We start from the raw sequence: 13,627 nt of genomic DNA, 5'->3' as shown, positions 1-13,627 counted from the left end.
GACTTACTCCTGCGATTTTCCCTGATGATTCGCCAGCCAGTTCGCCAGCTGACAATATTGCGCGACGGAGACGTTCTCGGCACGCAGGGTTGGATCTATGGATAACTCCTCCAGCGCGCCGGCAGCCACCATGTGGCTCAGACTGTTGCGCAGCGTTTTACGACGCTGGCCGAACGCTTCAGTGGTAATACGGCTCAGGATACGCACATCGCTGACCGGATACGGCGGCTCGGCATACGGCACCAGACGCACCACGGCAGAGTCCACTTTCGGTGGCGGCGTAAAGGAGTGCGGAGGCACTTCCAGCACCGGAATGATCTGGCAGTAGTACTGCGCCATCACCGTCAGACGACCGTAGGTTTTATTACCCGGACCGGCGACCAGACGATTAACCACCTCTTTCTGCAGCATGAAGTGCATATCTTTGATCGAACCAGTATAGCTGAAAAGGTGGAACATCAGCGGGGTCGAAATATTGTATGGCAGGTTACCAAATACCCGCAGCGGCTGGCCTCTCTCCTGCGCCAGCGCGGCGAAGTCGAACGTCATGGCATCCTGCTGGAAGATAGTCAGTTTCGGGCCAAGGAACGGGTGCGTTTCCAGACGCGCAGCGAGATCGCGGTCCAGTTCTATCACCGTTAATTTATCGAGGCGTTCGCCTACCGGCTCGGTCAAGGCACCCAGGCCTGGGCCAATCTCTACCAGCGCTTCATCGCGCTGCGGATGGATGGCGGAGACAATGCTATCGATAATGTACTGATCGTTCAGGAAGTTCTGCCCGAAACGTTTACGGGCGTAGTGCCCCTGATGGACGCGATTATTCATTACTGCTCTTGATCATAGTGATGGCGAGGTTAAGCGCCGTGATGAAGCTGCCCGGTTCAGCCTGACCCAGACCGGCGAGTTCAAGCGCGGTGCCGTGGTCAACTGAAGTCCGGATAAAGGGCAGGCCCAGGGTGATATTTACCGCCCGGCCAAACCCCTGAAATTTGAGTACCGGCAGACCCTGGTCGTGATACATCGCCAGCACCGCATCGGCATGTTGCAGATATTTAGGCTGGAAAAGGGTATCCGCAGGCAGCGGGCCGGTCAGTTTAATGCCCTGCTGACGCAGTTCATTAAGTGCTGGCGTGATGGTCTCAATCTCTTCCCGACCCATGTGGCCGCTTTCGCCTGCATGAGGGTTAAGACCACAGACGTAGATATGCGGCTCGGCAATGGCAAACTTCTGCTGCAGATCACGATGAAGAATCGTGATCACTTCATGCAGACAGTCGCGGGTCACCGCCGCGGGGACATCTTTCAGCGGCAGATGGGTAGTAGCCAGCGCGACGCGTAGCGCTTCCGTTGCCAGCATCATAACAACGCGATGCCCACCTGCGCGATCGGCGAAGAATTCAGTATGGCCAGTAAAGGCGATGCCGGCATCATTAATGACGCCTTTATGCACCGGGCCGGTAATCAGGGCCGCGAATTCACCGTCGAGACAACCGTCACAGGCGCGCGCCAGCGTGGCCAGCACGTAGTCACTGTTGGCGACGCAAAGCTCGCCGGGCGTGACCGTCGCGGCCGTTTCGACTGGCAGGATGGTCAGCGTACCCGCCTGCTGTGGCTCAGCGGCCACGCCAGGCTGATAGGGACGCAGGGTCAGCGGTAAACCGAGTTGCGCCGCGCGCTGCTGCAACAGGGCAGGCGAGGCGCAGACGACCAGTTCAACCGGCCAGGACTGCTGGGCCAGCTGAACGGTGAGATCGGGACCAATCCCGGCAGGTTCGCCGGGCGTGATCACCACACGGGGATTACTGCGCATTGCCATCCAGAATCTTCACGTAGGCGCTGGCACGTTGTTCCTGCATCCAGGTCTGCGCTTCTTCCGCAAATTTACGGTTAAACAGCATACGGTAAGCACGCTCTTTCTGGGCCGCATCGGTTTTGTCCACCTGACGGGTATCCAGCAACTGAATCAGATGCCAGCCGAAAGAGGAGTGAACCGGCTGGCTGGTCTGGCCTTTTTTCAGGCGCAGCAGCGCGTCACGGAAGGCCGGATCAAAGACTTCCGGAGAGGTCCAGCCAAGATCGCCGCCCTGGTTCGCTGAACCCGGGTCATCAGAGTACTGCTTAGCCGCCGCCGCGAAGGTGGTTTTACCACTGCGGATATCGTTAGCAATCTGCTCCAGCTGTGCGCGTGCCTGCTCATCTGTCAGGATTGGCGATGGCTTCAGCAGAATGTGACGCGAATGAACTTCAGTGACTGAGACATTTTTGTTCTCGCCACGCAGATCGTTCACTTTCAGGATGTGGAAGCCCACACCCGAGCGAATCGGACCGACGATATCGCCTTTTTTGGCGCTCGACAGGGCCTGAGCAAACAGGGTCGGTAACTCTTCGATTTTACCCCAGCCCATGTTGCCGCCTTTCAGCGCCTGCGAATCGGCAGAGTAGGTCACGGCCATTTTGCCGAAGTCAGCGCCATTTTTCAGTTCGCCAACCAGCTGTTTCGCCAGCGTTTCCTGCTCATCAACCTGCTGTTGTGTCGGGTTTTCCGGCAGTGGCAGCAGAATATGGCTGACGTTCAGTTCGGTGCCCTGACTGTTCTGAGAGCCAATCTGTTTCGCCAGCGTATCGACTTCCTGCGGCAGAATCGTAACGCGACGACGTACTTCGTTGTTGCGCACTTCAGCAATGGTCATCTCTTTACGAATCTGAGAACGATAAACGCTGTAATTCATGCCGTCATAAGCCAGACGGCTACGCAGCTGATCAAGGCTCATCTTATTCTGCGCCGCGATGTTCTGAATCGCCTGGTCCAGCTGCTCATCGCTGATCTGAACCCCGGCTTTATCACCCATCTGCAGAATGATGTTATCCATGATCTGACGTTCCAGAATCTGATGGCGCAACGTTTTATCATCCGGCAACTGCTGACCAGCCTGCTGGGCCTGAGATTTAACGGTGCTCATCATGCCGTCCACGTCACTCTCAAGAACCACGCCGTTATTGACCACGGCTGCAACTTTATCAACGACTTGTGGTGCTGCGAACGCGGTGTTGGCACTGATTGCCACACCAAGAATCAGCATTCTCCAGTTCTTCATACTTTATCCATTGTTGGTTCCGCACTGCGGGATTGCCTGTCAAACATCACAACATCAGAAAGCAGGCTGGTAAGGGATAATGCCCTGACGCAGCATATCGTTGGTGCCTAAGCCATAGTTAGGACTCAGACCACGCAGCTCAATGTTGAATGAGATTTGGTTGTCGTACTTACTGTCGTCGTTTTCCCAACCGTTAATTTTGCGCTCGTAACCGACCCGGATAGCGTAACAGCATGAGCTGTATTGCAGGCCAACCAGCTGCGACGCCGGACGCTTGTTGCGGGTATCGTAGTAGTAAGCACCTACCACAGACCATGCATCGGCAATCGGCCAGCTGGCCGTAGTGCCCACCTGTGAAATCCCATTTTTAAAGATAGGATTCGTCACCAGGTTGCTGTCATTTAACGCTGCAGCGATATATTCCGGGCTGCTGTAGCGGTAGCTCAACTGCACCATACGGTCGGCATCTCGACGGTACTCCAGAACAGTATTGCCCTGGGAGACGTTGTCGAGTTTGGTGTCATATTGCAGCCCGCCCCGGACACCCCAGCGATCGCTGATTTTCCAGTATGTATCGCCAGCCCAGACCAGACTGCCGGTATCATCTTCTTTATTGGTTTGATTCACACCAGTACGAGAAGGGGTAAACGAGTAGATTTGACCCACAGAAACGTTAAAACGTTCAACCAGATCGGCATCATAAATACGCGAGGTAACACCGGTTGCCACTTCATTGGCTGAAGCGATGCGATCCAGGCCGCTATAAGTACGATCGCGGAACAGACCGGTGTAGTCGGTTTGCAGCAGCGTAGAGTCGTACGGATAGATATTGCTCTGGTCGCGGTACGGGATATAAAGGTACTGCACGCGTGGTTCCAGCGTCTGGGTATAACCCACTGCGGAGTCCATATCGCGGTCAAACACCAGCCGGCCATCCACTTTAAACTGCGGCAGGGTGCGGTTTACCGATTCATCCAGTTCGCCGCTATTGCTTCCTCTGAAGCCATTGGCTGTATTGTTATAATAATCAACGTCAGTCTGCTGATAGTGGGTCGCCAGGAACTTCGCTTCAGTATCCAGGCTGGCCCAGCCGTTGGAGAGCGGCAGGTTCAGGGTTGGCTCAACGTGTAAACGGGTCGCTTCAGGAAGGCGGCTGTTGACGTTGGTGAATTTCACCGCCTGAGCATAAACCCGGCCATCAAACGGGCCGATGTCATTCTGATAGAGGTTAACATCCAGCTGCGGCATCGCGCGGTAGACGTTATTGCTGGTAGTAGTGCCAAACACCTGGAAATCTTTGGCCGAGAGTGTGGCGTCCCAGTTGGTGTCCGCATAACCAACGCTGAATTTCTGCGTTGCGTAGTTGTCTGTCGAGCTGTAGTACTTCGAGTCGAGATCGTTGAAGTAATACTGATCGCTGACTTTGGTGTAGTTGGCGTTGAAACGCCAGTGCTGCTCATAGACACCGGCATGCTGCCAGTAGAACAACCAGCGGTCGGAGCTGGCATCCTCGGCGATGCCACGAAGTGCTTTGTCGTTATCGTACTGCTTATCGGAGCCAAGGTAGTCGAATTCGACCAGACCGGCACCCAGCGTCGTCAAATAACGGAATTCGTTTTCAAATTTCATGCCGCGCTTACTGATGTAGTGCGGCGTGATGGTCGCATCGGCTTGCGGCGCAATGTTCCAGTAATAAGGCAGCACGAACTCAAAGCCGTTGTTGCTGCCAAATTTTGCATTCGGGATCAGGAAACCGGATCGACGACGATCGCCAATCGGTAACTGCAGATAGGGACTGTAGAACACCGGAACCGGACCCAGCTTAAAGCGGGCGTTCCAGATCTCCGCCACTTCCTCTTCGCGATCCTGGATGACTTGTGAACCGACCACGCTCCAGCTGTTGGAACCGGGCAGACAGGACGTAAAGGTGCCGTTCTCCAGAATGGTGTAGCGGTTATCGCCGCGCAGCTTCATCTGGTCGGCGGTGCCGCGTCCCTGACGATCCACCATCTGATAATCACCGTTCCAGACGTTGGTATCTTTGCTGTTGAGGTTTGACCAGGCTTTCGGACCTTTCAGGATGACCTGGTTGTCATCGTAGTGCACATTACCCAGGGCATCGACGGTACGCACTGGCGCCGTCTGGCCTTCCTGCTGACGCTGATGAAGCTGAACTTCATCCGCCTGCATACGGCTGTTGCCCTGCTCAATATTCACATTGCCGGTAAAGACCGCATCATTGGGATAGTTCCCTTTGGCGGCGTCGGAGTGAATAGTGACAGGCAGCTGGTTGGTATCACCGTTGACCAGCGGGCGGTTATAACTCGGCACGCCTAACATACACTGCGACATCAAATCGTCGGCAAAGGCTTGCTGGCTAATGGCTGCGCCGATCAGTGTGGCCAGCAGGGTAGGTATATGTTTTTTCATACGCGGTATCGAGAATTCCATGAAAACTGGCATCATGCCGACAATCGGGTCAGAGACTAACTTACTGCCCGGCGTTGCGCCAGTGTTAATCCTGGTCTGTCAGCGTTGCCGTTAGGCGCTGAGATAAATGACAGGTATGATAATGCAATTTTCAGCCGCAAGCATGGCGAATTGAGGAGTTTATGCGCTACTGGGGAAAAGTTATGGGTCTGGCGGTGGGATTACTTTCCGGCGCAGGCTTTTGGGGTATTGTGATCGGTTTGATCATTGGCCATATGATTGACAAAGTACGTGGCGCACAAGGCAAGGCTTACTTCTCAAATAATCAGACCCGGCAGACGCTGTTTTTCAGCACCACCTTTCAGGTGATGGGCCATCTGACCAAGTCAAAAGGGCGGGTTACGGAAGCGGATATCCAGATTGCTTCGCTGCTCATGGAGCGGATGCAGCTGCACGGTGACTCACGCACGGCTGCTCAGCGGGCGTTCCGCGAAGGTAAGCAGGCGGATTACCCGTTGCGCAGCAAGCTGCGAGAACTGCGCAGCGCCTGTTTTGGCCGGTTCGACCTGATTCGGATGTTCCTGGAGATTCAGATCCAGGCCGCCTTTGCCGACGGCTCACTGCACCCTAATGAGCGACAGGTGCTCTATGTGATTGCTGAAGAGCTGGGCATTTCGCGTGGTCAGTTCGATCAGTTCCTGCGCATGATGGAGGGCGGCCAGCAGTTTGGCGGCGGGCAGCGCAGTTCAGGCGGCTTTCAGCAGGCGCAACGTGGTCCAACGCTGGAAGATGCCTGTAGCGTTTTGGGCGTGAAGAGCAGTGATGACGCCACCACGATTAAACGTGCTTACCGCAAGCTCATGAGTGAGCATCATCCTGATAAGCTGGTGGCGAAAGGGTTACCGCCAGAGATGATGGAGATGGCGAAGCAGAAAGCGCAGGAAATCCAGGCGGCTTACGATCTGATTCGCAAAGAGAAAGGCTTCAAGTAATGCGTCGCTCCTGTGGCCTCTTCTGCAACAGAGGAGGCCACGGCGACAGTCCTGCCGTAAACCTTAAAAGTCGGCGGGCTGACGAAACGTCATGGCATTACCAAATGCCGGATGGGTAATGGTGAGTGACTCCGCATGCAGCAGTAAACGGGGCGCCATCGCTTTGGCCTCCGGATTTGCATAGAAGTTGTCCCCCAGAATCGGGTGGCCCAGCGCCAGCATATGCACCCTTAGCTGGTGTGAGCGGCCAGTAATCGGCTTAAGCGAAATCCGCGTACTGTTGTCCGCCCGATACTCCAGCACCTGATATTCTGTCTGTGCGGCTTTACCGTTCTCGAAGCAGACCATCTGCTTTGGACGATTTGGCCAGTCGCAAATCAGCGGCAGATCAACCAGCCCCTCCTCCTTCTCCGGATGACCCCAGATGCAGGCCACATAGGTTTTGGAAGGCTCCCGCTCACGGAATTGTCGTTTCAGCTCACGCTCCGACGCCTTGGTCAGCGCCACGACCATCACGCCGCTGGTCGCCATGTCCAGTCGGTGGACAGATTCCGCCTGCGGGAAATCCCGCTGTATCCGCGTCATCACGCTATCTTTGTGCTCATCCAGACGACCGGGTACCGAGAGCAGACCGCTGGGTTTGTTCACCACCATGATATGCGCATCCTGATAAAGGATGTGCAGCCAGGGTTCACGCGGTGGGTTGTAAGGTTCCATGGGGCTTTCCAAAAATAAGGGGCCATGCGGCCCCTGAGCTTACTGGTGTGTCACCACAATCAGGCGCAGCGCGTCGAGACGCCAGTTGGCCTCATCCAGACTTTGCAGCACCTTTTCACGATTGCTTTCCAGCGCCTCAACTTCGTCGTCGCGGATGTTCGGGTTGACGGCTTTCAGCGCGTTAAGACGCGAAAGCTCGGCACCCAGCTTCTCATTCGCCTCGGTCCGTGCCGCCTCAATCACGGCACGCGCTTCGCTGACGACGCTCTCTTCGGCCTGAGTCAGAATCGCATGGACATCCTGCTGCACCGCATTCACCAGTTTACTGGCAGTGTGACGGTTAACGGCATTCAACTGACGGTTAAAGCTTTCGAACTCCACTTTGCCTGCCAGGTTAGTGCCTTTCGTATCCATCAGCAGACGGATGGGCGTTGGCGGCAGGAAGCGGGTCAGTTGCAGATGCTTCGGTGCCTGAGCTTCAACTACATAGATCAGCTCGACCAGCAGCGTCCCCACCGGCAGCGCCTTGTTCTTCAGCAGTGACAGGGCGCTGCTGCCGGTGTCGCCCGACAGAATCAGATCCAGTCCGTTGCGAATCAGCGGATGTTCCCAGGTAATGAACTGAGTATCTTCACGTGACAGCGCCTGATCGCGGTTAAAGGTGATGGTGCAGCCATCTTCCGGCAGGCCAGGGAAATCGGGCACCAGCATGTGATCGGAAGGGGTCAGCACAATCAGGTTATCGCTGCGATCTTCCTGATTGATACCGACAATATCAAACAGGTTAAGCGCGAAGTTCACCAGGCCGGTGTCGTTATCCTGCTCGCCGATAGCGTTAGCCAGCAACTGAGCCGATTCACCGCCGTTTGAATTCAGCTCCAGCAGGCGATCGCGACCCTGTTCCAGCTGCAGTTTCAGCGCGTCATGCTGTTTGCGGCAGTCGGTGATAAACGCATCAAAGCCTTCGCTGTTTTCCGGTGCGGCCAGATAGCCGATCAGCTGCGAATGGACGCTGTCATAGATTGTCCGGCCGGTCGGACAGGTGTGTTCAAACGCATCCAGCCCTTCGTGATACCAGCGCAGCAGCACGGCCTGTGCGGTCTGCTCCAGCCATGGCACCAGAATCTGAATATCGTGCGCCTGACCGATACGATCCAGACGGCCGATACGCTGCTCCAGCAGGTCCGGGTTAAACGGCAGATCGAACATCACCAGACGGCTGGCAAACTGGAAGTTACGGCCTTCTGAACCAATCTCTGAGCACAACAGCACCTGCGCGCCATTCTCTTCTGAGGCGAACCAGGCGGCAGCACGGTCACGTTCAATGATCGACAGACCTTCGTGGAACACCGCTGCACGAATACCTTCGCGCTCGCGCAGTACCTGCTCCAGCTGCAGCGCGGTGGCCGCTTTGGCGCAGATCACCAGCACTTTCTCTTTACGGTTAGTGGTGAGATAGCCCATCAGCCATTCCACGCGCGGATCGAAGTTCCACCAGGTGCCGCTGTCGCCTTCGAATTCCTGATAAATCTGCTCCGGATAGAGCAGGTCGCGCGCCCGCTCTTCTGCGCTTTTGCGCGCGCCCATAATGCCGGAGACTTTAATTGCCGTCTGATACTGCGCAGGCAGCGGCAGGCGGATCTGATGCAGTTCGCGTTTCGGGAAACCTTTAACCCCATTACGGGTGTTACGGAACAGCACGCGGCTGGTGCCGTGGCGATCCATCAGCATGGAGATCAGTTCCTGACGCGCTTCCAGCTTGCCTTCGCGGTCGCTGTTGGCAACCTGCAGCAGCGGCTCGATGTCTTGCTCGCCGACCAGATCGTTGATCCGGTTCATCTCCTCCTGGGAGATCGCTTTATCCGCCAGCAGCGCGGTAACGGCATCGGCGATGGGGCGGAAATGCTGCTGCTCTTCAACAAAGGCGGCAAAGTCATGGAAACGGTCCGGGTCGAGCAGGCGTAGACGGGCGAAGTGACTCTCCATGCCCAGCTGCTCCGGCGTCGCGGTCAGCAGCAGAACCCCGGCAGTTTTTTCAGCCAGCTGTTCAATAACCTGATATTCACGGCTTGGCTCGCCTTCTGACCAGGCCAGATGGTGCGCTTCATCGACGACCAGCAGATCCCATTCGGCATCGGCCAGCATCTCAAGACGCTGTTTGTTGCGACGCACGAAGTCGAGTGAGCAGATAATCAGCTGCTCTGTTTCAAACGGATTGTCGCTGTCGTGTTGCGCTTCGGTGTAGCGGTCGTCGTCAAACAGCGCAAAGCGCAGGTTGAAGCGGCGCAGCATCTCAACAAGCCATTGATGCTGCAGGGTTTCAGGCACCACGATCAGTACGCGCTCGGCACGGCCAGCCAGCAGTTGCTGCTGGATGATCATCCCGGCTTCGATGGTTTTACCCAGGCCAACTTCATCGGCCAGCAGCACGCGCGGCGCATGGCGACGGCCCACATCATGGGCGATGTGCAGCTGGTGAGGGATCAGGTTAGTACGCATACCTCGTAAGCCGCTAATCGGCAGGCGGTATTGCTCACTCTGGTATTTACGGGCGCGGAAGCGCAGGGCAAAACGGTCCATCCGGTCGAGCTGGCCGGCAAACAGACGATCCTGCGGCTTACTGAATACCAGCTTGCTGTCGAGCATCACTTCGCGCAGCATCACGTCGCTTTCTTCGGTATCCAGACGGGTACCGATATAGGTCATCAGGTCATTTTCGTTGCGTACTTCATCAACGCGCATCTGCCAGCCTTCGTGGCTGGTGATGGTATCACCCGGATTAAAGATGACGCGGGTAACCGGCGAATCGTTGCGGGCGTAAAGGCGGTTTTCTCCCGTAGCGGGAAACAGCAGGGTGATCATACGTGTATCGATCGCCACCACGGTGCCCAGTCCCAGTTCACTTTCCGTATCACTAATCCAGCGCTGACCTAATGTAAAAACCATATATTGTTTGCTCGAATTTTAACGTTTTTAAAGGTGTTCCCAAAGCTCAGGCAATAGCGCTACCACCAGACAACAAGGTCTGGAGCGGGCTTTAAGAGCGGTGAGTTTCAGGAAGGGCGCTATGGTACTGGATGGCAGGGCATTCGTCACCTGTCAAAAAAGCCCCAGCTGCCCGGTAATAAGTGTAGCAAAGTCCCCTTCGACAAAGGGCAGAATCCCCTCCGCGACAGGTTGAAGTTGCTTCGTAACGTAGTGGTCGTAATCCAGCGGCGTGCTGCGTGCCTCCAGTGGCTCGGGGCCTGCCGTGGCAATGACGTAACGAATCCGGCCTCCATTCTGATACTGCAATGGCCGGTTTAATTTACGATTCTGCTCATCCGCCAGCCTGGCGGCACGCACGTGCGGGGGCACGTTTCGTTCATATTCCTTTAACGGACGTCGCAGACGCTTTTTATAGATCAGCTGATCGTCGAGTTCACCCGCCAGCAGCTGCGCTACGGTGGTGCGAATGTAATCCTGCCACGGCTCACGGTGGAAGATACGGTGGTAGAGCTGCTGCTGAAACGCTTTTGCCAGTGGCGTCCAGTCCGTTCGCACCGACTCCAGCCCCTTGAAAACCATGCGTTCACCGGCGGCGTCACGAATCAGTCCGGCATAGCGTTTCTTGCTGCCCTGTTCCGCGCCGCGAATGGTCGGCATCAGAAAACGACAAAAATGGTTTTCATACTCCAGCTCCAGTGCGCTGGTCAGCCCGTGGGTCTGCTGCAGGTGGTCGCGCCACCAGGCATTCACTTTCTGCACCAGTTGCTGACCAATCGCGGCGGCCTGCTCTTCACTGTGGGCGGACTTCAGCCAGACAAAAGTGGAGTCGGTGTCGCCATAGATGACGTCATAGCCTTCCGCCTCGATCAGCGCGCGTGTCTGCTGCATGATGGCGTGACCGCGCAGGGTAATTGAGGAGGCGAGGCGCGGATCAAAGAAACGGCAGGCGCTGGTGCCCAGCACACCGTAAAAGGCATTCATGATAATCTTTAGCGCCTGAGACAGCGGCTGGTTTTTCTGCTTTTTTGCTGCTTCACGCCCCAGCCAGATCTGCTCGACGATCGCAGGCAGGCAGTGAGTGTGCCGGGAGAAACGCGCTTCGCGAAAACCTTCGACCGAATCGGCATCATCAGGATGAGCCAGTCCTTCTACCAGACCCACCGGGTCGATCAGGAAGGTGCGGATAATCGACGGATAGAGACTTTTATAATCCAGCACCAGCACCGAGTCATACAGACCAGGGCGCGAATCCATCACATAGCCACCCGGACTGGCTTCCGGAGCCACATCACCCAGGTTCGGGGCAACAAATCCCGCGCGATGCATCCGCGGAATATAAAGATGACCAAAGGCCGCCACCGAACCGCCGTGGCGATCGACTGCCAGGCCATTCACCGCTGCACGTTCCAGCAGAAAAGGCATTATCGCCGTTTTATGAAAAATGCGCGTCACCAGCTCGCAGTCTTTGAGGTTGTAGCGTGCCAGCGCCGGTTTATCGTTGGCAAAACGCCAGTTGATCTCCTCCATGCGCTGCCAGGGATTATCGATTGCTTTACCTTCACCCAGCAGTTGTTGCGACACCGACTCCAGGCTGAAGGAGGGAAAATCCCAGAACGCTGATTTCAGCGCGTCAATGCCATCAATAATCAACCGCCCGCTGGCCTGCGCGAAATAAACGCCGGGCTTAAAGCCATGTTCACGCCACTCCAGCGCGGCCTGCTGGCGACCAAGACGAAGTGGAATGCCGTAACGATCGGCATGCTTTTGCAACACCCGCAGGTCAAACTGCACCACATTCCAGCCAATCAACACATCCGGATCGTGATCTGCAAACCACTGGTTCAGCGCTTCAAGCAGCTGTGGCCGGCTGTCGAGATAGATCAGATCGAAATCCAGCGTGCTGGCATCACCGTTGGCCGGGCCGAGCATATAAACCTGACGCTGACCGCAGCCCTCCAGCCCGATGCAGTAGAGCTCGCCATGCTGTGTGGTTTCAATATCCAGCGAGACCCACTTCAGTGGCGGGCGATAGTCGGGATGGGGTTTGAGACGCGCATTGACCACGCTATCCCCGCGCTGCTCGCCGTCAAACCAGACCGGCGCGGTAATAAAACGTTCCATCAGGTAGCGCTCCGGCGGGCGAATATCCGCTTCATACACCGGAATGCCCTGTTCACGCAGCCGTTTTTCAATGCGCTGCAGCTGACGATGCTGCGGGCAGTAGAGGCCAAAAACCGGGCGGCGGCGGAAATCTTTCAGCGCCAGCGACTGAATCCGAAACTGACGTTCATCTTTGAGGAGTTCGCTCACCTGCACCTGAAATTCTTCGGGAATAAATGCGACAGACTCCTGCACGGGCAGCACCACGCGCTGCGCGCCGGCATCAGTGGCGAGCCAGAGGATAATTTCGGTGCCATGAGGGCTGTCGCGCCAGTGGCGGGTGAGCAGAAAACCTGCGCGGGGCATATTCAGATGTTCTCCGGACTCAGTATTTCAGGGGTGAGAAAACTGCTTAAGTATACCATGGATATTTATACAGTTCCCGCCACCGGTTTTGTCAACATTGTCCTACAATTCTTGCCTTGACGCTGTGTGGCTGGCTCTGGACAATCCAGCCTTCTGCTTTTACTTAGGATGATTATGGAAGCCTGGATTCAACAACTGATTACGCAGTCCCTGGAATGGGCACTGTTTGCCGTTGCGCTGGTGACGTTTCTGGAGTCGCTGGCGCTGGTCGGGCTGTTGCTGCCAGGTACAGTGATGATGGCCAGCCTGGGCGCGCTGATCGGCAGTGGCGAGCTGGGCCTTTACCCGGCCTGGGCCGCGGGTTTTGCGGGCTGCCTGATTGGTGACTGGGTTTCTTACGGTATCGGCTGGAAATTCCAGGGACCGCTGCACCGCTGGAAGTATCTGCAAAAGTATAAAGGCCTGCTGGATAAAACCGAGCACGCCCTGCATCAGCACAGCATGTTTACGATTCTGGTCGGGCGCTTTGTGGGACCTACGCGTCCGCTGATCCCGCTGGCGGCCGGTATGCTGGAGCTGCCGGTGCGTAAATTTCTGCCGCCGAACATTATCGGCTGCATCCTCTGGCCACCGCTCTATCTGCTGCCTGGTATTCTGGCAGGCGTGGCGATTGATGTGCCGAAAGCCGCGCAGGGCGGCAGCTTTAAATGGCTGTTACTTGGCGCAGCACTGCTGATCTGGCTCGGGGGCTGGTTATGCTGGCGCTGGTGGCGCAGTGGCAAGAGTCGTGACTGGGCGACAGCCTGGCTGCCGCCGGAGCGTTTGCGCTGGGCAGGTCCACTGGGGCTGGTGATCGCCGTCGCAGCGTTTGTCGGCATTCAGTTCCATCCGATGATGCCGATTTTCCGTCATCTGCTGTGGCAGGTTTTCTTCGCGTAA

Annotated in this window: 9 protein-coding genes; 2 read left to right on the top strand and 7 right to left on the bottom strand. The window is 56.3% G+C overall.

The features are described 5' to 3' along the window. Positions 1-3: 3 nt before the first annotated feature. The 4 genes from rsmA to lptD are packed head-to-tail and all read right to left on the bottom strand — an operon-like array spanning position 4 to position 5,525. Entirely contained in the window at positions 4-825 is an 822-nt protein-coding gene (gene rsmA, locus P2R09_RS17620; RefSeq protein WP_003854805.1) for a 16S rRNA (adenine(1518)-N(6)/adenine(1519)-N(6))-dimethyltransferase RsmA, read from the bottom strand. Then, a complete protein-coding gene (gene pdxA, locus P2R09_RS17615) occupies positions 818-1,810 on the bottom strand; it encodes a 4-hydroxythreonine-4-phosphate dehydrogenase PdxA (RefSeq protein WP_275771625.1) in 993 nt (330 codons plus the stop codon). The genes rsmA and pdxA overlap by 8 nt, the downstream gene beginning before the upstream one ends. After that, complete coding sequence (gene surA / locus P2R09_RS17610) at positions 1,800-3,095, bottom strand: peptidylprolyl isomerase SurA (RefSeq protein WP_275771623.1); 1,296 nt, start codon at positions 3,093-3,095, stop codon at positions 1,800-1,802. Before surA ends, pdxA begins: the two co-directional genes overlap by 11 nt. Positions 3,096-3,149: 54 nt before the next feature. Further along, on the bottom strand, positions 3,150-5,525 hold the full coding sequence (gene lptD / locus P2R09_RS17605) for an LPS assembly protein LptD (protein WP_275771620.1): 2,376 nt from the start codon (positions 5,523-5,525) through the stop codon (positions 3,150-3,152). Between the two features lie 182 nt (positions 5,526-5,707). Between lptD and djlA the strand changes: the two genes are divergently transcribed. Continuing rightward, positions 5,708-6,517, top strand: coding sequence for a co-chaperone DjlA (gene djlA, locus P2R09_RS17600; protein ID WP_003854797.1), 810 nt, complete (start codon positions 5,708-5,710; stop codon positions 6,515-6,517). Between the two features lie 63 nt (positions 6,518-6,580). Here the strand turns inward: djlA and rluA are convergent, their stop codons facing one another. From rluA to polB, 3 genes are all read right to left on the bottom strand, one after another. After that, positions 6,581-7,234 carry a bifunctional tRNA pseudouridine(32) synthase/23S rRNA pseudouridine(746) synthase RluA gene (gene rluA / locus P2R09_RS17595; RefSeq protein ID WP_275771618.1) on the bottom strand — a complete coding sequence of 218 codons (654 nt, stop codon included), beginning with the start codon at positions 7,232-7,234 and terminating at the stop codon, positions 6,581-6,583. Between the two features lie 39 nt (positions 7,235-7,273). After that, positions 7,274-10,180: an RNA polymerase-associated protein RapA gene (rapA, locus tag P2R09_RS17590; protein WP_275771616.1), complete on the bottom strand. Its 2,907-nt coding sequence runs from the start codon at positions 10,178-10,180 to the stop codon at positions 7,274-7,276. A gap of 153 nt (positions 10,181-10,333) precedes the next feature. After that, positions 10,334-12,694 carry a DNA polymerase II gene (polB, locus tag P2R09_RS17585; RefSeq protein WP_275772096.1) on the bottom strand — a complete coding sequence of 787 codons (2,361 nt, stop codon included), beginning with the start codon at positions 12,692-12,694 and terminating at the stop codon, positions 10,334-10,336. A gap of 168 nt (positions 12,695-12,862) precedes the next feature. Here polB and P2R09_RS17580 point away from each other — a divergent pair, with 168 nt between their 5' ends. After that, positions 12,863-13,627, top strand: a complete 765-nt coding sequence (locus tag P2R09_RS17580; protein WP_008925565.1) for a DedA family protein — start codon at positions 12,863-12,865, stop codon at positions 13,625-13,627.

The organism is Pantoea sp. Cr_R13 (genome assembly GCF_029222565.1).
GTDB classification, from domain to species: Bacteria; Pseudomonadota; Gammaproteobacteria; order Enterobacterales; family Enterobacteriaceae; genus Pantoea; species Pantoea eucalypti.
Note: the sequence above shows the minus strand (reverse complement) of the source record. Positions and strands in the feature narration are given on the sequence as shown.

Excerpts from the sequence above, each read along its gene's own strand:
- pdxA (WP_275771625.1), bottom strand. The coding sequence starts at position 1,810 with ATGCGCAGTAATCCCCGTGTGGTGATCACGCCCGGCGAACCTGCCGGG.
- surA (WP_275771623.1), bottom strand. The coding sequence starts at position 3,095 with ATGAAGAACTGGAGAATGCTGATTCTTGGTGTGGCAATCAGTGCCAAC.
- lptD (WP_275771620.1), bottom strand. The coding sequence starts at position 5,525 with ATGAAAAAACATATACCTACCCTGCTGGCCACACTGATCGGCGCAGCC.
- rluA (WP_275771618.1), bottom strand. The coding sequence starts at position 7,234 with ATGGAACCTTACAACCCACCGCGTGAACCCTGGCTGCACATCCTTTAT.
- djlA (WP_003854797.1), top strand. The coding sequence starts at position 5,708 with ATGCGCTACTGGGGAAAAGTTATGGGTCTGGCGGTGGGATTACTTTCC.
- rapA (WP_275771616.1), bottom strand. The coding sequence starts at position 10,180 with ATGGTTTTTACATTAGGTCAGCGCTGGATTAGTGATACGGAAAGTGAA.
- P2R09_RS17580 (WP_008925565.1), top strand. The coding sequence starts at position 12,863 with ATGGAAGCCTGGATTCAACAACTGATTACGCAGTCCCTGGAATGGGCA.
- rsmA (WP_003854805.1), bottom strand. The coding sequence starts at position 825 with ATGAATAATCGCGTCCATCAGGGGCACTACGCCCGTAAACGTTTCGGG.